At 37.6% G+C, this 18795-nt stretch carries 16 protein-coding genes; 10 read left to right on the top strand and 6 right to left on the bottom strand.

All coding sequences use genetic code 11. The features are described from left to right. The first annotated feature begins 6 nt into the window (after positions 1 to 6). The 5 genes from V7K44_RS29945 (at position 7) to V7K44_RS29925 (ending at position 7480) form a co-directional block, all read left to right on the top strand. Complete coding sequence (locus V7K44_RS29945) at positions 7 to 4344, top strand: non-ribosomal peptide synthetase family protein (protein ID WP_334937224.1); 4338 nt, start codon at positions 7 to 9, stop codon at positions 4342 to 4344. Between the two features lie 6 nt (positions 4345 to 4350). Then, a complete protein-coding gene (locus tag V7K44_RS29940; RefSeq protein ID WP_334937222.1) occupies positions 4351 to 5172 on the top strand; it encodes a class I SAM-dependent DNA methyltransferase in 822 nt (273 codons plus the stop codon). Positions 5173 to 5281: 109 nt separating this feature from the next. After that, a complete protein-coding gene (locus V7K44_RS29935) occupies positions 5282 to 5470 on the top strand; it encodes a hypothetical protein (RefSeq protein ID WP_334937220.1) in 189 nt (62 codons plus the stop codon). 288 nt (positions 5471 to 5758) lie between these two features. Continuing rightward, positions 5759 to 7213, top strand: coding sequence for an aspartate aminotransferase family protein (locus V7K44_RS29930; RefSeq protein WP_334937218.1), 1455 nt, complete (start codon positions 5759 to 5761; stop codon positions 7211 to 7213). 39 nt (positions 7214 to 7252) lie between these two features. Then, the gene (locus V7K44_RS29925) at positions 7253 to 7480 is read left to right on the top strand and encodes an MbtH family protein (RefSeq protein WP_334937216.1); all 228 of its coding nucleotides are present in this window, start codon (positions 7253 to 7255) and stop codon (positions 7478 to 7480) included. A gap of 161 nt (positions 7481 to 7641) precedes the next feature. Here V7K44_RS29925 and V7K44_RS29920 read toward each other — a convergent pair whose 3' ends face one another. From V7K44_RS29920 to V7K44_RS29905, 4 genes are all read right to left on the bottom strand, one after another. After that, positions 7642 to 8301: a DUF642 domain-containing protein gene (locus tag V7K44_RS29920; protein ID WP_334937214.1), complete on the bottom strand. Its 660-nt coding sequence runs from the start codon at positions 8299 to 8301 to the stop codon at positions 7642 to 7644. Between the two features lie 285 nt (positions 8302 to 8586). Beyond that, a complete protein-coding gene (locus tag V7K44_RS29915) occupies positions 8587 to 9168 on the bottom strand; it encodes a DUF642 domain-containing protein (protein ID WP_334937212.1) in 582 nt (193 codons plus the stop codon). Between the two features lie 66 nt (positions 9169 to 9234). After that, positions 9235 to 10089, bottom strand: a complete 855-nt coding sequence (modA, locus tag V7K44_RS29910; protein WP_334937210.1) for a molybdate ABC transporter substrate-binding protein — start codon at positions 10087 to 10089, stop codon at positions 9235 to 9237. A gap of 457 nt (positions 10090 to 10546) precedes the next feature. Then, complete coding sequence (locus V7K44_RS29905; RefSeq protein WP_334937209.1) at positions 10547 to 10744, bottom strand: hypothetical protein; 198 nt, start codon at positions 10742 to 10744, stop codon at positions 10547 to 10549. A 104-nt stretch (positions 10745 to 10848) separates the two neighbouring features. Here V7K44_RS29905 and V7K44_RS29900 point away from each other — a divergent pair, with 104 nt between their 5' ends. Continuing rightward, complete coding sequence (locus tag V7K44_RS29900) at positions 10849 to 11250, top strand: fasciclin domain-containing protein (RefSeq protein WP_334937207.1); 402 nt, start codon at positions 10849 to 10851, stop codon at positions 11248 to 11250. Between the two features lie 191 nt (positions 11251 to 11441). On the opposite strand, the gene sfsA is transcribed toward V7K44_RS29900, so the two are convergent. Further along, a complete protein-coding gene (gene sfsA / locus V7K44_RS29895) occupies positions 11442 to 12167 on the bottom strand; it encodes a DNA/RNA nuclease SfsA (protein ID WP_334937205.1) in 726 nt (241 codons plus the stop codon). A gap of 239 nt (positions 12168 to 12406) precedes the next feature. On the opposite strand from sfsA, the gene V7K44_RS29890 reads away from it, so the two are divergent. Together V7K44_RS29890 and V7K44_RS29885 are read left to right on the top strand one after the other, a co-directional pair. Continuing rightward, a complete protein-coding gene (locus V7K44_RS29890) occupies positions 12407 to 13075 on the top strand; it encodes a 2OG-Fe dioxygenase family protein (RefSeq protein ID WP_334937203.1) in 669 nt (222 codons plus the stop codon). Positions 13076 to 13393: 318 nt separating this feature from the next. Continuing rightward, positions 13394 to 14662: a tetratricopeptide repeat protein gene (locus tag V7K44_RS29885; RefSeq protein WP_334937201.1), complete on the top strand. Its 1269-nt coding sequence runs from the start codon at positions 13394 to 13396 to the stop codon at positions 14660 to 14662. Positions 14663 to 14762: 100 nt separating this feature from the next. Here V7K44_RS29885 and V7K44_RS29880 read toward each other — a convergent pair whose 3' ends face one another. Beyond that, entirely contained in the window at positions 14763 to 15599 is an 837-nt protein-coding gene (locus V7K44_RS29880) for a DUF4114 domain-containing protein (RefSeq protein ID WP_334937199.1), read from the bottom strand. A gap of 732 nt (positions 15600 to 16331) precedes the next feature. On the opposite strand from V7K44_RS29880, the gene argS reads away from it, so the two are divergent. Together argS and V7K44_RS29870 are read left to right on the top strand one after the other, a co-directional pair. Continuing rightward, complete coding sequence (gene argS / locus V7K44_RS29875; RefSeq protein WP_334937197.1) at positions 16332 to 18095, top strand: arginine--tRNA ligase; 1764 nt, start codon at positions 16332 to 16334, stop codon at positions 18093 to 18095. 115 nt (positions 18096 to 18210) lie between these two features. After that, positions 18211 to 18774, top strand: coding sequence for a Uma2 family endonuclease (locus V7K44_RS29870; protein ID WP_334937195.1), 564 nt, complete (start codon positions 18211 to 18213; stop codon positions 18772 to 18774). Positions 18775 to 18795: the final 21 nt, after the last annotated feature.

Here is an 18795-nt window from a genome sequence, read left to right as displayed (position 1 = left end):
ATAAATATGCAAGTAGAAAGTATCGAGGGGTTTAGACTTTCACCTCAGCAAGAGCATTTATGGTTGCTACAACAAATTGACCAAAGTTTTGCTTATTGTAGCGATTGTGCAATTTTGATTGAAGGAAATATTGATGTCAATAATTTAGAATTGGCTTTGCAAAATGTTGTCAATCGCTATGAAATTCTCCGCACCAATTTTATTTGTCTACCTGGAATGAATATTCCGGTACAGGTAATTACAGATAGCAAGGTCATTTTAGAGAATAAATCCGATATTAGTAATTTCAAACCTCAAGAACAAGAGACACAGGTTGAGTTAATTTTTCAAAAAATTAAACAACAAAGTTTTGAGTTTGAAAAAGGTTTAATCTTACATACATATTTGGTAACTATTTCGCCAGATAGGTATATATTATTTATCAGTTTGCCTGCTCTTTGTGCAGATAGTGTCACTCTTAATTGTTTATTACAAGAACTGGCTCTTTCTTACTTAGGAAAGTTGGATGAAGAATTATCTGAAGAACCACTTCAGTATGCAGACTTTTCAGAATGGCAAAATCAAATATTAGAAGCAGAAGAAACAAAAATAGGCAGAGAATATTGGCAACAGCAAGACTTCTCTACTATTGACAGTTTTCAGCTTCCTTTTGAAAATCGTCTCTCGAACCAACAAAAATTTCAACCAAAATTAGTAGATTCAGTTATTACTCCAGAACTGGTAGCTAATATTGAAACATTGGCTCAGAATTATAAGACTTCTGCATCTAACTTTTATCTAACTTGCTGGCTGGTTCTGCTTTGGCGACTGAGTGGACAATCTGAGATAATCATCGCCAAGGAATTTAATGGCAGAAAATATGAGGAACTTAAAGGAGCATTGGGACTATTTGCTAAATATTTACCACTTAATTGTCATTTAGAAGGTAATTTTAAGTTTAGTCAAATCTTACAGCAAGTGCATGAGTCTGTAGAATGTATCGACAAATGGCAAGAGTGTTTTACTTGGGAACAAATATCCGAAGGAGATAATAAATCAGATATTCTGCCTTTTTTTGGTGTGGGTTTTGATTTTACAGAAGAAGATACAAAGCATTGTGCAGGTAATATCTCATTTTCAATTTTCAAGCTTGATACCTGTACTGAGCGTTTCAAAATTAAACTCTCTTGTAGACGCCAGAAGGATTTTTTGAATACAGAATTTCATTATGACTATAACCTCTTTTCTGAACATAGTATCGCAGGTTTAGTAGAGCAATTTCACAAGTTAGTAGAAAGTGCCACGTATGATCCAGAAGGTTCAATCAGTGAATTAGAAATTTTAAGCGATCGCACCCTACATGAGCTTCTATTTGAGTTCAATCAAACTCAAGCAGACTATCCACAAAATAAATGTATTCATCAGCTATTTACAGAGCAAGTAGAACGTACACCAGATAATATTGCTGTTGTATTTAACAACCAACAATTCACTTATGCTGAACTGAATACACGTGCAAATCAACTAGCTCATTCCTTACAAAAGTTAGGGGTAGGTGCAGAAGTATTAGTGGGAATTTGTGTGGAACGTTCCTTAGAAATGCTTGTAGGTATCTTGGGTATTCTCAAAGCTGGTGGTGCTTATGTTCCCCTCGATCCGCACTATCCCCAAGAGCGTTTAGCTTTCATGCTAGAGGATACTCAAGTATCCATATTATTGACTCAGCAGCATCTCCTGGAAGGCTTACCCAACCACGATGCACAGACAATTTGCTTAGATACAGATTGGGAAGCTATTGCAGAGGAGAGTCAGGAAGCACCCGTTCCAACAGTAACTCCCGAAAACTTAGCTTATGTAATTTATACTTCTGGTTCTACAGGTAAGCCTAAAGGAGTTGCGATCGCACATCGTAACCTAGTTCACTCCACAACTGCACGTATTACCTACTATCAAGAACCTGTCAGCAGCTTCTTATTACTTTCATCCTTTGCTTTTGATAGTTCTATTGCGGGTATTTTCTGGACACTTTGTTGTGGCGGAACTCTACATTTACCAGAAGAAGGTGTACAACGAGAAGTCACTAAACTCGTAGAGTTAATTTCTCAAAATAGAGTTTCCCATTTATTAAGTCTTCCCTCTCTATATGCTCTAATATTGCAACAAGCAAAACCAGAAGAGTTAAATTCCCTGCGTGCTATTATAGTTGCAGGTGAATATTGTCCGCCAGAATTGGTAGAACATCATTCTCAATTACAGTCAGAAACATCTCTATTTAACGAGTACGGGCCAACAGAAGCAACTGTTTGGAGTAGTGTATACCATTCTCTAGAAACCGGAACGCAAATATCCATTGGTCGTCCCATAGCCAATACAAAAATATATATACTAGACTCTCACTTACATCCAGTTCCTGTTGGTGTTTCTGGCGAAATTTATATTAGTGGTGAAGGTTTAGCCAGAGGTTATTTAAATCACCCTGAAATCACATCCGATAAATTTATTCCCCACCCCTTCAGCCAACAACCAGGAATGCGTCTGTATAAAACTGGTGATTTAGCGCGATATCTCAGTGATGGCAATATTGAGTTTTTAGGACGCATTGATAATCAAGTAAAGATTCGTGGATTCCGTATAGAATTAAGCGAGATTGAAGCAGTACTAAATCAACATCAGGGAGTGCAAGAAACAGTAGTTCTTGCGCGTGAAGATGTACCAGGAAACAAACGCTTAGTTGCTTATGTAGTTCCCCAGTCAAAATTAGCCACTACAGTTAATGAACTCCGCAATTTTGTAAAAGATAAACTACCAGAATTCATGGTTCCATCAGCTATCGTATTACTAAAAGAATTACCTCGAAGCCCCAATGGTAAAGTCGATAGAAAAGTCCTACCCGCACCAGAGCAAGTCAGGTCAGATTTAATAGGAGAATTTGTTCCTCCTCGCACTCCTGTAGAAGAAACGCTGACTCAAATCTGGGCGCAAGTTTTAAAAGTTGAGAAAGTTGGGATTTACGACAACTTCTTTGAATTGGGTGGACATTCTTTATTAACTACTCAATTACTTGCCAAAGTTAAAGAAACTTTTAACTTAGATATATCTTTACGCAGTTTGTTAGAGAAACCTACAGTAGAAGGTTTAGCGGAAAATATCGATCGAGTTTGTCAAACAGAAGTTAATTATCCAACTTTGGATATCAAAACTGAAACTATTTTAGATGAGACAATTTATCCTCAAAGTGTTGGTAAGTTTATCCCTGAACCCAACGCTATTTTACTGACTGGAGCCACAGGCTTTTTAGGAGCCTTTTTACTGGCGGAACTTCTGCAACAAACCAAAGCTGATATTTATTGCTTAGTACGAAATTCAACTTTTGAGAGCAATATTAAGCTGCAAAACGCGCTAGAATCTTATGGAATTTGGAACGAAATTTGGAATTCTAGAATTATTCCCATTGTGGGCGATTTATCAAAGCCACTTTTGGGTTTAGAAACCGAAAAATTTCAACAGTTAGCATCTATAATTGATGTCATTTACCATAATGGTGCTTGGGTACATCATATTTATCCCTACTCTATTATGAAACCTGCAAACGTTCTGGGTACACAAGAAATCCTCAGATTAGCTAGTCAAATTAAAACAAAACCAGTACATTTTATTTCTAGTTCTGGTGTTGTATCTTCAAAAGTTGAATCGGGAGTTAAATTAGTACGAGAACAGGATAGGCTGAATGAGAATGAATTTCCCAGCAATGGATATTGCCAAACTAAATGGGTAGCTGAAAAATTATTACAAACTGCCGCTGAAAGAGGCATTCCTATCTCTATTTATAGACCATCACGCATATCTGGCGATAGTAAAACAGGTGTTTTTAATAGTAATGACTTCTTGTACAAACTGATAATAGGTTGTGTCCAATTGGGAAGTGTGCCAGATATAGACATTAGAGAGAATATAGTTCCTGTGGATTATGTCAGCAAAGCAATAGTTCATTTATCGAAACAGGAAAAATCTCTCGGTAAAACCTTCCACTTAGTTCATCCCCAAACTCTCCACTCAAATACACTTATAGACCATATTCGCTCATGGGATTATTCAATTGAGCAGATTTATTATGACCAATGGCGAGAGAAATTGCTCAATGTTACTCAAGATTCCTTTGAACATCCTTTATATTCATTAGTGCCATTTTTTCCAGCAAGAGAGTCAGAGAAGCAAACATCTAACTCAGTAATTCTACAGTTTGACTGCAAAAATACAATTAATGGTCTTGCTGGTTCGCCTATCGTTTGCCCAAAAATTGATGAGCAGTTATTGAGGATTTACTTTTTGTATTTAATTGAAAATGGTTATTTAACAGCCAAATAAATAAAAATGCAAAAGTTGCAAGTTAATTGCTTTAAAAAAATACATACACAATATAGAGAGGAAAAAGATTTTATGTCTTCTATCAACCGTTATGTCGGTTACGATCCTATTGCCAGACTATATAACGAGGATTGGGCACCTTCACTTGCTGAGAAAGCACTGCTATGCACAGAAAAATTATTTCTACCATATCTACCAAATGGAGCGCATATTCTTGACTTAGGTTGTGGTACAGGACAGCTAACAAAACAGCTACTTATAAAGGGATATAAAGTAACCGCACTCGATGGTTCTGAGGCGATGTTACACTATGCTCAAGAAAATGCCACTGGTGGCGAATTCATACTTGGTGATGCGCGCTCATTTGAAATGCCATCTACGTTTGATGGTGTTGTTTCAGCAACTTGTGTCCTCAATTATGTGATGAATATTGAGGAATTAACAGTTGTATTTCATAATATATATAAGGCACTATTACCAAATGGAATCTTCATCTTTGATTTGGATACAGAAGAGCAGTATAAATATTTTTTAGAAGGTTCTCTATCTGGCAATATCAAAGATGAATTTGCTTGGGCTGCACTACGAACCTATGATCCAGAAGACAAAACTAGTCAAGTAAAATTTACGATATTTAGTTTATTGTCAAACAATCAATGGCAGCGTTTTGACCATTCTGTAATAGAAAAATGCTACTCCAAGGAAGATGTTATTTCTGCACTGTCAAGTGTGGGATTCATCGAAATTAATTTGTTTGATGCCGAACGAGATTTTGGAAGAAATGGAGAGGCTGGTACTACATACTTTGTTTGCCGCAAGTCGGAATAAAAAAATCCAAACAGGTCATTGCTTTGAAAAAAACTTTCCAAGCAATACAAATTCTCATGAAAATACAAATTAATTGACAATTTTTTGAATAAAATTAGGACACATCTCTATGAATACGATAACTCGTTATACTGACTATAACCCTTTTGCACGCGTATATAATGATATCAACTTGACTATATTCTCGTTGATAGAGGAAACTTGGCAGCGTTTCAATAGCACTATTTTAGAGAAATGTTATACCAAAGAAGAAATTATATCTGCTTTAGAAACTACTGGATTTAGCGACCGACATTAGCAGTTATGATGCACATCATGATTTGTAAGCGTTCAGGGAGGATACGGAGTTAAGAGGGTTTGAGCGACTATCAAGCCCTAGAGCAGGAGGAAACAAGCCTAACTCATCTCACTAATTTGCCTGTAACTCTTATTTTCTCGTTATCCCCGTGAACAGTTACCATGATTTAGGAATATCTCAAACACCTGGTAGTAATTATTTTATTTGCTACAAGCGTATGCCTATTTAAGAAATGTAAAATTGTAGCCAAATAATACATTGCGATTATAAATCAAAAGAAGAAACTTTATGAATGCACAACCAGTTACATTACCTCAAAATTCAGACAATCTAACTAAGCTGCTAGCTGTAGCCGGACTTACTAAGCAGCAGCAAGAGTACTTACAATATTTTATCAATAGCTACAGCGATCGCACAAAAACATCAAAGCAAATTTGTCAAAATTCTCGCCTATTTTTATCTGATGATAAAAATTTAGGAGAGTTTAATTTACTCTTGAAAGAAATGTATTATCCCATTGTTGCTAATCGCTCTTTGGGTTCCAAAATATGGGATGTAGATGGTAATGAATATGTCGATGTAATGATGGGATTGGGAATTAATCTTTTTGGTCATAACCCATCTTTTATTAAAGAGGCTTTAATTACCCAAATGGATAAAGGAATTCAAATTGGCCCCCAATCAGAACTTGTTAGTGAAGTGGCTGAGTTAATTGCTCAACTTACTGGGATGGAACGGGTTTGTTTTAGCAATACGGGTACAGAAGCAGTAATGACTGCTATCCGCATTGCTAGAGCCGTTACAGGACGTAATAAAATCGTGATATTTTCTGGTTCTTATCATGGTCATTTTGATGGTACTTTAGTTAAAGGTAATAATGCAAAAAATAATCAATCTGCAATTCCATTATCATCAGGAGTTTTACCAAATTTTGTTAATGATGTTTTGGTGTTAGATTATGCTAACCCAGAATCATTAGAAATTATCAAAACTCATCAACAAGAATTAGCAGCAGTTTTAGTAGTTCCTGTACAAACAAGTAGACCAGCTTTACAGCCAAAGGAATTTTTGTACCAATTACGGGAATTAACACAAGCAACTGAAATTGCTTTAATTTTTGATGAAATGGTTACAGGTTTTCGCATTCATCCTGGTGGCGCACAAGCATATTTTGGCGTACAAGCAGACATTGCTACCTACGGAAAAATTGTTGGTGGAGGAATACCCATTGGGATAATTGCTGGAAAAAGTAAATATATGGATGCAATTGATGGTGGTGTATGGAACTATGGCGATGATTCCTACCCTCAAACAAAAAAAACATTTTTTGCAGGTACTTTTTGTAAACATCCATTAGCAATGGCTGCTGCAAAAGCAGTACTCAAATATCTGCAAAGTGAAGGTTTATCATTGCATCATAAATTGAATGAGCGTACAACACAATTCGTTACTGATTTGAATAATTATTTTACAGCCGAAAAACTACCGTTAAAAATGGCAAACTTTGGTTCACTATTTGGTTCTGCATCTGTAGAACTTTCTGAAGATAATTCTACTGCTTCAGTTGCTATGAGCTTATTAAAATATCATCTGCTTGATAAAGGAGTTCACCTTTTAGGTATTAGCGGTTATTTATCCACAGCACATACAGATAAAGATATCAACCACATTATTCAAGCTGTTAAAGATAGTGTAGAACAACTAAGGTCTGGAGGTTTTTTGCCTCCTCGTACTTCTGTTTAAAATTTTAGTTGAGTAATATAAATTAATCGGAGAAAAAAAATGAGTCAAGCTACTTCCGAAGATACAACAATTTATAAAGTTGTAGTTAATCATGAAGAACAGTATTCGATTTGGTTTGTTGAGAGAGAAAATCCTCTCGGTTGGACAGATGCAGGTAAAAGTGGACTCAAATCAGAGTGTCTGGAATACATTAAAGAAGTATGGACTGATATGAGACCTTTAAGTTTGAGAAAACAAATGGAAGAGGCTACTAATAAAAATCGGTAGTTGAAACATTTTTGGCTAATTGACTTGAGGTAAGACAAAAGTGAATAGTTGGTGGAATTCAGCAAATAACTTTTAGTATAAGATGACCAAATCCCTCAGAACTACCGCACAGTAGTTTGAGGGATTTCCGATCTGTTCTTTTCCAAAAGGTAAAAAAAGGACTATTCTTTCTCGCTAATTGCTTTCTTTTTCTTCAGCCATATTCCTAACAATCCAGCAGTAACTGCTATTCCTCCAATAGTTGATGGCTCAGGCACAGGTTTTACACTCACATTATCCAAGTATAAGAATCCATATTTATCCCAATCCCCAAACTTTAACTCTGTGGATGATGCATCTGCCGTAAAATTGAACTTATATTGCGTGTATGGTTGAAAAGAAATGTCTTTTTGATCAAAAAGCTTATTTCCACCTACAAATGTCTGAAATTGATTATCAAGGTCAGGGGCTTCATCTATAGATGCTAAATAGTAATTAAGTTCGTATTGCTGACCGGGTTGTGTAGAAAGTGTCTGTGATATGTAGCTGAGGTCTATAAATCCACTAAGTGATAAGCCCTGATTACCACTATTATGCTGAGGAAAATTGCTTATTCTTATCCCTGATATATCCATCGGATCGCCAGACTTAGTCCAGTCTGTAATATTCAGATTTGTAGCGTTGGGATTGTTAGGATCTACGAGGGGATCGAGTTCAAAGCTTCCGTTTTTAACAAGTTCTGCCGCTTGTGCTGCATTATAAATATTAGTAATCACAGCAGTGCTAATTAAGGTAGTAGTAAAACTAAAAACAATAATTGAGAGTTTTTTAGTTAAATTCATGAAACTTCACTCCAAATAATTCTAAATTTTGACAATGAAAATAAGTTGATAGTTACATCAATGCTGGCTGGGTTTCAGTAGTGTCAATAAAAATGAACACTTTCTTCTGGTTTATAAGAGTTAGCTATAGATGTGGTTAATGATTCATACACCAAGGCAATTTTTCTCAATAAACGCATTATGGAGTTTTTAAATCAGATGAATTTTAGTGGCATTCTTGACACTATTGAGCCAGACATTGCTTAGGCTTCTACCTGTGGTTTATTCATCCCCATAGTTTTTTACTTAATTTTCAGGTGTAGCTTTGACACTCACATCATCCAAATATAAAAACGCATACTTGGCTTGGTAGCCAAACTTTATTTCGGTGGATCTTCCTTTTGCTCTAAAATTTAACGTGTATTGTGTGTAGGATTGGTAAAGAGTATCTTTTTGAACATAAACTTTTTTACCACCTACAAAAACCTTAAATTTGTTGTTCAGATCGGGTGCTTCTTCTGTCGATGCAAGATAGTAAGTAAGTTTATAGCGTTGACCAGGAAATGTTGGGATAGTTTGCGATATGTAGCTAATGGCTGAAAATCCACCAAGCGATAATCCCTGCTTACCAGTATTAGGAAAATTGTCAATTTTAGTACCTGATATATCTATTGGATTACCAGATTTAACCCATCCTGTAACATTAGGATTTGTAGTTTCGGGATTAGTTGGATCTATAAGAGAGTCGTATTCAAATCCCCCGTTGATAATCAGTTCTTGTCTTTCAGCTTGTGCTGCTGATTTATAAGTATTAGTAATCACAGCAGTATGAAGGAAGGCAGTAGTCAAACTACAAACAATAATTGAGAGTTTTTTAGTGAACTTCACAAGACATAACTCCAAATAGTTCAAAATTCACGACAACGAGTACTTGATTGATTTACTTTCTGGTGATTAAGGCAGGATAAACCCGTAAGTATTTTTGAAGATATTCTGAGCTGTACTACCACTTAAGTAGTTAGAAAAACTCTGTGCCGTCGTTAAAACTTTAGTTCTGGTGAGTATACCCAGTGGATAAACAATCGAATCGCTCTCTGTTGTGAGGGCAGTTTGTACGACTCTTACCTTGTTAGAAATGGCCGCATCAGTTTTATAAACAGCACCTGCACTGATAGTTTTAGTTATACCTCCAACTACAAGAGTTTTATTTTCAACAGCAGTTAAGACGGCACGCACATTGGCAGCACGGTATAATTTAGGACTGAGAGTAGTAAAAATACCTCGGCTAGTGAGAACTTGTTTGGCATAATTTCCTGCTGGCACAACTGGAGGAGTACCTGTGTAATCACCTATCGCAATACCAGTAATGTTGGCATTGGTCAAACCATTGAAGCTAGTGAGGGCAGCACTACCAGCACTAACGGGAGATGTCGTAGGCGCAATCAAAACTAAACGGTTTTTGACAACGTTTTTGCGGCTACCTGCAACCAATTTACTTGGGGCTGAATTCTGCAATACATCTATTTGGTTGGTAGCCGCAGAAATGAAAATATCTGCTGGCGCTCCTGCTTGTATTTGACTCAGTAAAGTACCAGAAGCACCAAACGTATAAACAACGTTGACGCCTGGGTTAGCATTTTGGTACTGAGTCTCAATGACATTCAGCGCGTTTGTTAAGCTGACAGCCGCATACACGTTAAGTGTGGTTACAGAGCTTGCTGGTGATAAATTAACGAACTGCAAGCCTATTACCAGCATCATGCTGCTAACTGCTGTAGCAATCCAAGCAATAAGTCTTCTTCTGTTCATGAAAGTTATAGTTTGGGGAAAATATTACCTAAAAGTCTCATTGCTGACATACCTGACTTACGTACAGTCAACAGAAATACCAACCACACAGAAGGTAGAGGATATAGATAAATGGGAGTTAGAGGAGGTTTTGGCGTAAATCTTACGCATCATAAATTTTGGAAATAAACGGCTAATCACAATTGCTAAAAGCATTGGTGTGATGGGCCGTTTTTTATTTCCAAGTGGAATTACACAAACAGTAAGTGAAATGTATTTAGTGATGAAATAATATCAGTTAAATACGATTATTACCAATTTTTTTGGTTAATAAATCATGACAAAAAGTTAATGCAAGTATATTTAAATTCTCTAAATAGCGTTTTTTTGTATACAGAGTAAGAATTATGCTATAAAATTTTCATATTGATCCTAAATATCTAAAGCTTGATTTATACCAACCAAATATTTTAATCATCTATATAACTAACTTTATTGGTACGTGAGCGCTGCTCTGATAATCTTTGGATGCGATCGCCCGATCGCCTCTAGCACTGTGTAAAAAAGAGCGATGCCTGCGGCGGTAAACTACGCATCCAGCAATGCTTATAACTAATCCACCTGGACGATGTACATATAATTCTTTATTTGTATAAAAAAGTATATAAGGTTTCATGCTAACAATAAAAAAAATGATTTAACATACGCCTAATGATAGATAGATTTTATGAAACTAGTAGTTTAGATTTGTAACAAGTTACACAGAACTAGGTAAAACACATGGCCAACATAATTGACACTGCTACCAACAATGGTTCTTTCAAGACACTAGTTGCAGCAATCCAAGCAGCTGGTCTGGTAGATACACTTAAAGGCGCAGGGCCATTCACCGTCTTTGCACCCACCGATGAAGCATTTAACAAGCTTCCAGCAGGTACAGTAGACGCATTACTGAAAGATCCTGAAAAGCTCAAGAAAATCTTGACCTATCATGTTGTTTCAGGCAAGGTACTTGCTGCTGATGTAGTTAAGCTGAAGACAGCTAAAACAGTTGAAGGTTCAGATGTAAAAATTGACGCTTCTAATGGCGTTAAGATCAATGATGCAACAGTTGCAACAGCAGATGTTGCTGCTGATAACGGTGTCATCCACGTCATTGACACAGTTTTGATTCCTGCATAACCAAACGTCAGAATAGCAAATGCTATTTATGACGTGACGACTACCTATAGTCGCTTCTTCATTACAGTCTGGTTGAATGTTTTTTAGTAAACATCAACTACCAATAAATCCATCTAGACAGGACTAGATGGATTTATTGTTTTATGCGTGTAGAAACGTTGCAATTGCTAGCTTCTCTTAATTAGATGTCATCAAATTTTGAGTTTTGCCAAACCCAAATAACAGATACCTTCGGGGGAAATGTCAAAACGGCAAGGTAAGACTTCTAAACCCAGAGCGATCGCATCCCGCAATAATTTACCATATATAGGATCTGTGCGATCGCCTGGGGAAAACTCGATACAATCACCGCGATTGATAAAGTAAAGCATCACTGCACGAGTCAAAGGTAACAACGCCATCAGTTCTCGCAAGTGCTTTTGCCCTCTTGTAGTCTCCGTATCAGGAAATAAGGCTAATCTCCCATCAGACAAAGTTGTATTTTTCACTTCTAAATAAATCGGGCGTTCCTCATCACTCCCCGTCAAGAAAAAATCCACTCGACTTTTTTTATCTAACCCATAAACTACTTCACCCTTGATTTGGCTATAGTCGCCCAATTCTGGAAAAAGATGTTTCGCCAAAGCTAGCTTTACCACCCGATTGGGTAAAAAAGTATTTATGCCTACCCAAGTCGGCTCATTGTCATGTACCTGAATTAGTTCTAAAGTGTAAGCCAATTTGCGGTTAAGATTATCACTTTTGGAAAGCTGTACCGCACTTTGGGGAGTCGATACTCCAATCATTGGCCCTGTATTGGGACAGTGTGCTGTCACTATTTCGCCAGAAGTAAGTTGAACGTCAGCAAAAAACCGCTTGTAACGCTTGAGTAAAATACCGGAATACAAAGGTGGGTAACGGTAAAGCCAATCTATCATTATGGAACCTTGTTGCTGTTTGTAAATATACGTCGATTCCTTACCCACCGAACCCATATCTGCAAATCTTTTCAGCAGCTACTCTGCCCTGTGACAGAATTCGAGCATCTTTACATATCATGGATTGTCAATTTTTGTAGTCAAATTGACAACATAGTAATAAAAAGTAGCATATACTAAGTATTACAAGTCTCCCATAAGAATCTGGGGGAATTTCAACGTGCAAGGAGGTAAATCCTATGCAAAAAATGTGGACAGCAACGGAATTAGAATATGCTTTTCTATTTACTCTTAAAAAGGTAAATTCCATCAGTCTAGAAGGTTTTAAGGCATTTTTTAATAATATGCCTCTTGACCCTTATATCAAAAACAATTATCGTTCTAGAAGATTATCTCGGTTCACAGTCTCTGGAAATAAGTTAATCAAATTACCTCATGGCGTCTTCTTTCAAAGTAAAGAGTATAATCGATTAGCGGGTGACATCAAAAGAGAGTTTGCAGAATTAGATGATGCACTCATAGAACTTGATATTTTCAAAAATCTTGTTTTGGCATTTAGTGATTCTTGTAAACTTCATCCTGAAGCTGAAATCGGAGTTCATCAAATTAGAATTAGTTGTTCTCCAGAAAATTTTGGTAATCCAGCACCTGAAGGTATCCATCAAGATGGCACTGATTTTATTGGCATATTCTCAGTAGATAGAGAGAATATTCAAGGTGGAGAAACACATCTGTATACTCCCAAAAAAGAAAAGCCTGTATTTAGCAAAATTCTAAATCCGGGAGAACTCCTATTGGTTAATGACCATGAGTTTTTTCACTATGCCAATCCTATAAAACCACAAACTGAGGCTCAAGGAAATTGGGATGTTTTTGTTCTGACTTCTCCCAGCTTGCTTTCAGAATAATTTTAGTGAAAAAATCAGCACCCAGAAAGCATAAAAAATTCAGTATTATTAGTATATTGATTCCACAAATTTTCTGCTGATTCTTAACTTATTCTGACTCCTAATTTCTGGATTTTAGTCAACTGTAAATATTTTTCAATCTACAAGATATGGGGAATTGAATCTAGTCATTTCCCCAATTTTTTATTGGAAATTAATATGTTAGTTTTATTTCACAAAAAGGATGAAATATACTTAAAATATGAAGATGAGTGCATAGGTTAGGCTACCAAAAAAGTCTGCTGGAATTCAATTAACTGAATCAACCAAACAAATGCTATGAATGACGAATTCTACAATAGAGGATTGGAAAAGGCTAGGCGAAAAGACTACGCGGGAGCAATTGAAGAATTTAACCATACTTTACAACTGACACCTTACTTTAGCGAAGCTTATTTACAACGGGGTTTGGCACATTATGACTCAGGTGCAATATTGAAAGCTGTTTCAGATTATACCGAAGCTCTGAAGCTGAATCCTGAGAGCGTAGAGGCATATTATTGTCGGGGATTGGCTAGGGTAGCGCTGAAAAACTTATCGGGAGCGCTAGATGATGTTGAACGTGCGATTCGTCTCAATCTCAATTATGCTGCTGCTTATAATCTGCGGGGAATGGTGCGGCGCAAACAGGGTTATATTCAAGATGCGATCGCTAACTTTAAAAAAGCTGCTGGGTTATATCTAGAGCAACAGGATAAAGAGAATTGTCGTTTGTCTTTGGAACGAATTAAACAGCTACAACCACCAGAGAAACCTGTCCTTCAGGAATCGCGTTCCAGCAATGCGTCAATTTTATCCACCAATGATTATTTCACGCAATTATTAGAAAAGGCTGAAAAGGGAGATACCCAAGAGGCACTCGCCGATTTAAACTGGGTATTAAAAGCCGATCCGCAAGATGCCCAAGCTTACTGCTGTCGTGGAGTTGTGCGTTGTAAAATGGGGAATTATCGAGAAGCGATCGCAGATTTTAATCAAGCATTACGACTAAATTTTCAAGATGCCATTGTCTATCGCAACCGAGGTAAAGCCCGTTCTGTTTTGGGAGATCATCAAGGTGCGATCGCGGATCTTAACCAAGCAGTCCAGATGCAACCCGAAGATGTCTTAGTTTATATTGCCAGAGGTAATGTCTATCGGGCAACGGGCAATTATCTCGGTGCAATTCAAGATTACACCCAAGCGCTGCAAATCAATTCTGATGATGCTCAAGCTTATTACAATCGCGGCATTGCCTATACTTGCTTAGAAGAAATACAAAACGCCGTGGAAGATTATCAACGGGCGGGGAGTATCTTTTGCGAACAAGAAGACTGGGAAAATTATCAACAAGTCTTAAGTAGCCTAGAAAAAATCCAGAAATTTAGTCCAGAGTCAAAAAAGCAAAAATATCACCTGCTACGTCAGCGACTTTTACGAATGGTTGGGGGATACTGGGAAATTGCCGAACGATTGATTCAGCAAAACAAAGATTATCATCCTGGGATGTCAGACGAGTGGTATTTGCAAAAAGTGATTGATGATTTAGAACGCGATCGCAATAGATAAAATATAAATGCCACTACAAACGTAAAATCACCCGTACATTATTTATACGGGTGAAAATGCGAGCGATCGCTTGTTATTTTCCAATGAAACTAAATAAAGTTTAGTGAGAAGTGCGGCTTTGACGGCGGCGGCGCAATCCAAACATACTAACTGCTCCCACCGCAAACATTGATAGAGTAACAGATGGTTCAGGAACCGTAGCGCCAATTAACGCTTTAACATTTGCCTCGCCGACATCAAGAACGACGACAACATCATTAAAATCGCGATCGGAACCTTCGTTCCACTTACCAGTTGCAGAATCTACCCCTGAAGCGTATAAACCTCCGTATAAATCCTCAAATGCCAGGAGGATGTAGTTGTTGTAAGCATAAGCAACTGCGTGCTGTAGTCCGTCAGCGTTAGAGGCAGTGTCAGTACCAAAGATATTGGCAGAGGTACCACGGTTCAAACCATCAGCTCTCAACCATAAATCTAGTTGAGTACCTGCGGTAACATTACCAACTTTGACCCCATCACCTAGTTTTAATGCGTTACCACCCCAGTCACCACTAACACATCCATTTCCTTGACAGGAAATATCATTAAAAAGCAGCCCAGACTTATTAGTAGTTCCTGTAGCTTCAAAAGCTAACTGATTTCTATAACCTGCACCCTCATTTATAAAATAAACAGAAACATCGTGGTCGTATTTTAGGTTTAATTTATTGGGGTCTAATTTAAATTGTCCGCTGTTTGGAAGGGCAACACTTTCTGCTTGGACAAATTGTTGGAAAGGACTGTCGTTAAAACCAGTTTGAGACTTATTATATACAGTTGATTGAGTCCAAGAGCTATTCCAATTAAAATCAGCAGCAGATGCAGTTTCTACTTTGGAAACTAATCCGGTCAAGGTAGCTGTAGCGGCAATCAAGGCAGTGAATAAATTAGGTTTCATATTAAGAGCCATTAAGTAGGGAAAACAATTTAGATAATGCTTTTTTTAGCAGCTATCTGTCTTGATTTGTCTCTTATTTCTAACAGCTATACTTCTGCAACGTCAATCTGTTTATTTACTTTTGATAGGATATTCAAATAGCTCTTTATCTAAAGTGCTTTTACCTAAAAAAGAGCATTTATGAGCGGGTATTATACTGTTATTAGCACTTAGCAATTAAACTTATATATTGATTAAAATTTAATAAAGAATTTATACTTTTCATGAAAATCAGATGTGCAATTTATATAGTGAAAAGCTAAAAGCTTAATCTATAGGGATTTTCATTTAAATGAGGTAGATAAGTAATAGTGTGCCGTCATCCGTATCAACTTAGCCTTGGCTAAGTTAATACGCTGCTATACAAATAGAGTTTATCTCCGTACTTACGTTGAGAAACGTAGTAATCTATCAAAGCAATGAAACCTGGGTAAATAAGTTTAGTCTTTGTTTTAAGCGCTAAAGTGCTTACTAAGTACTATGCTTTCGTTGGCTTGATTAACTAGTAGTAGTCTGTCAAAAACGACTTCGGTATCGTCAGAATCTAGAAGTTATGCCGAGGATGGGAGACAATTTAAGGGGGTTGTGCCTTAAAATGACAGTCTTTGCTTAGACTTGATGAATATCTTTTAAGGTTAAAATAATCAAGCTTTTCCAGAGCTACATTCCCCCTTTCACAGATAAAATCTATATATGAACGCTACACAAGAAAAACTAAAAGCTCAGGTTGAGCAGGCTTTAATCGCTGCTTTTGGTGGTGACTTTGCTGGAGTAGATCCAATTCTGGTTCCTGCTAGCAATCCTAAATTTGGCGATTACCAGGCGAATGTGGCTTTATCCCTGAGTAAAAAGTTAGGAAAGCAACCAAGAGCCATCGCAGGTGCGATCGTTGAGAAACTAGATGTATCCGAAATCTGTGAACCGCCGGAAATCGCTGGGCCAGGATTTATCAATCTGAAACTGAAAACAGCATACTTAGAAGCACAACTAAACGCAATTCAAGCCGATCCCAGACTGGGAGTTCCAGCCGTGAAAACGCCGAAGCGGGAAATTGTGGATTTTTCCAGTCCGAATATTGCTAAAGAAATGCACGTCGGACACTTGCGTTCTACAATTATCGGTGATTCCATCGCCCGGATTTTAGAATTTCAAGGACATGATGTACTGCGATTAAATCATGTAGGCGATTGGGGTACGCAGTTTGGAATGTTAATCGCCTATCTGCGGGAAGTTTACCCAGACGCGCTTACCACCGCTAATGCTTTAGATATTGGTGATTTAGTCTCTTTTTATCGCAAAGCCAAATTGCGGTTTGATGCCGATGAAGCTTTTCAAGAAACAGCACGCCAAGAAGTCGTCAGATTACAAGCAGGTGCAGAAGATACACTCCATGCTTGGAAACTGTTGTGCGAACAGTCGCGGCGGGAGTTTCAAATAATTTATGAGTTGCTTGATATAAAATTAATTGAACGCGGGGAATCTTTCTATAACCCTTTACTATCTGGGGTTGTAGAAGATTTAGATAAATCTGGATTACTCGTAGAAAATCAAGGGGCAAAATGCGTTTTTCTGGAAGGGTTTACAAATAGAGAAGGTGAACCTTTACCCTTAATTGTGCAGAAGTCAGATGGTGGCTATAACTACGCCACAACAGATTTAGCATCTCTCCGCTACAGGATTCAGCAAGATAAAGCAAAGCGGATAATTTATGTAACAGATGCTGGACAAGGAAACCACTTTGCCCAATTTTTTCAGGTAGCACGCAAAGCCGGATGGATTCCTGATGATGTGGAATTAGTCCATGTTCCCTTTGGGCTGGTGTTAGGAGAAGATGGTAAGAAATTCAAAACTCGTTCTGGTGATACTGTACGGTTACGGGATTTATTAGATGAAGCTGTTTCTCGTGCCCATGCTGACCTAAAAACTAGATTACAAGAAGAAGAACGCCAAGAAAGTGAAGAATTCACTAATGAAGTTGCTAGAGTAGTTGGAATCAGCGCAGTTAAGTATGCAGACTTAAGCCAAAATCGCACCAGTAACTACATCTTCAGCTACGACAAAATGCTGGATTTTAAAGGTAATACTGCGCCCTATATGTTGTACGCTTATGCCCGGATTCAAGGGATTAGCCGCAAGGGTGATATTAACTTTAAAGAGTTGGGAAATAATGCTGTTTTGTTAGAGCATGAAACAGAATTAGCACTGGCAAAATATTTACTTCAACTGGATGAAGTTATTAGTAGTGTAGAGCAAGACTTGCTGCCCAATCGTTTATGTGAGTATTTGTTTGAACTGAGTAAAAAGTTTAATCAGTTTTACGATCGCAATCAGGGAGTTCAGGTGTTAGAGGCGGAGGAACCGCAGCGCACATCCCGTTTAGTTTTATGTGATTTGACTGCTAGAACTCTGAAGTTGGGATTATCCTTGTTGGGAATTCAGGTATTGGAGAGGATGTAATATTTTTTTAACGCAAAGGTACGCTAAGGTACGCAGAGTAAGAGTTAAGGTGATTTTTTCTTTGTGTCCTTTGCGGTTTTTTAATTAGACTTGCTGGATTTGGAGGCGATCGCAAATGGTACGAACACCATCAAAAAGCATAACTTTGGCAGAGTTTCTGAAGCTACCAGAAACGAAGCCCGCTAGTGAATACATCGATGGTGAAATTATTCAAAAACCTATGCCACAGGGAAAGCACAGTACAATTCGAGGTGAAATGATTAGCACTATCAGCTCAATAGTGAAGCCCAAGCGAATTGCTCGTGTTTTTCCAGAACTGCGGTGTACTTTTGGTGGAAGGTCAATAGTGCCAGATGTTTCTGTTTTTACTTGGCAAAGAATTCCCCGTGATGAAAATGGTGAAGTTGCCAACGTCTTCCAAGCATCTCCTGATTGGACTATTGAGATTCTATCGCCTGACCAAAGACAAACGAAAGTTACAAAAAATATTCTCCATTGCCTGAATTATGAAACACAAATGGGTTGGCTGATCGATCCAGAAGAACAAACGGTATTTGTATACATCCGCAATCAACAGCCAGTCATGTTGGATGAACTAGAAGCTTTACTTCCTGTGCCAGATTTTGCAAGTGAGTTGAGGCTAACGGTGGGAGATTTATTTGGTTGGCTGTTGGAGTAAACCAAACTCTGACGAATTGAG

Source organism: Nostoc sp. (assembly GCF_036917235.1).
Taxonomy (GTDB): Bacteria; Cyanobacteriota; Cyanobacteriia; order Cyanobacteriales; family Nostocaceae; genus Nostoc.
Note: the sequence above shows the minus strand (reverse complement) of the source record. Positions and strands in the feature narration are given on the sequence as shown.

Excerpts from the sequence above, each read along its gene's own strand:
- V7K44_RS29870 (WP_334937195.1), top strand. The coding sequence starts at position 18,211 with ATGGTACGAACACCATCAAAAAGCATAACTTTGGCAGAGTTTCTGAAG.
- V7K44_RS29885 (WP_334937201.1), top strand. The coding sequence starts at position 13,394 with ATGAATGACGAATTCTACAATAGAGGATTGGAAAAGGCTAGGCGAAAA.
- V7K44_RS29890 (WP_334937203.1), top strand. The coding sequence starts at position 12,407 with ATGCAAAAAATGTGGACAGCAACGGAATTAGAATATGCTTTTCTATTT.
- V7K44_RS29920 (WP_334937214.1), bottom strand. The coding sequence starts at position 8,301 with ATGAATTTAACTAAAAAACTCTCAATTATTGTTTTTAGTTTTACTACT.
- V7K44_RS29940 (WP_334937222.1), top strand. The coding sequence starts at position 4,351 with ATGCAAAAGTTGCAAGTTAATTGCTTTAAAAAAATACATACACAATAT.
- argS (WP_334937197.1), top strand. The coding sequence starts at position 16,332 with ATGAACGCTACACAAGAAAAACTAAAAGCTCAGGTTGAGCAGGCTTTA.
- V7K44_RS29925 (WP_334937216.1), top strand. The coding sequence starts at position 7,253 with ATGAGTCAAGCTACTTCCGAAGATACAACAATTTATAAAGTTGTAGTT.
- V7K44_RS29945 (WP_334937224.1), top strand. The coding sequence starts at position 7 with ATGCAAGTAGAAAGTATCGAGGGGTTTAGACTTTCACCTCAGCAAGAG.
- V7K44_RS29880 (WP_334937199.1), bottom strand. The coding sequence starts at position 15,599 with ATGAAACCTAATTTATTCACTGCCTTGATTGCCGCTACAGCTACCTTG.
- V7K44_RS29900 (WP_334937207.1), top strand. The coding sequence starts at position 10,849 with ATGGCCAACATAATTGACACTGCTACCAACAATGGTTCTTTCAAGACA.
- V7K44_RS29930 (WP_334937218.1), top strand. The coding sequence starts at position 5,759 with ATGAATGCACAACCAGTTACATTACCTCAAAATTCAGACAATCTAACT.
- sfsA (WP_334937205.1), bottom strand. The coding sequence starts at position 12,167 with ATGATAGATTGGCTTTACCGTTACCCACCTTTGTATTCCGGTATTTTA.
- modA (WP_334937210.1), bottom strand. The coding sequence starts at position 10,089 with ATGAACAGAAGAAGACTTATTGCTTGGATTGCTACAGCAGTTAGCAGC.
- V7K44_RS29935 (WP_334937220.1), top strand. The coding sequence starts at position 5,282 with ATGAATACGATAACTCGTTATACTGACTATAACCCTTTTGCACGCGTA.
- V7K44_RS29905 (WP_334937209.1), bottom strand. The coding sequence starts at position 10,744 with ATGAAACCTTATATACTTTTTTATACAAATAAAGAATTATATGTACAT.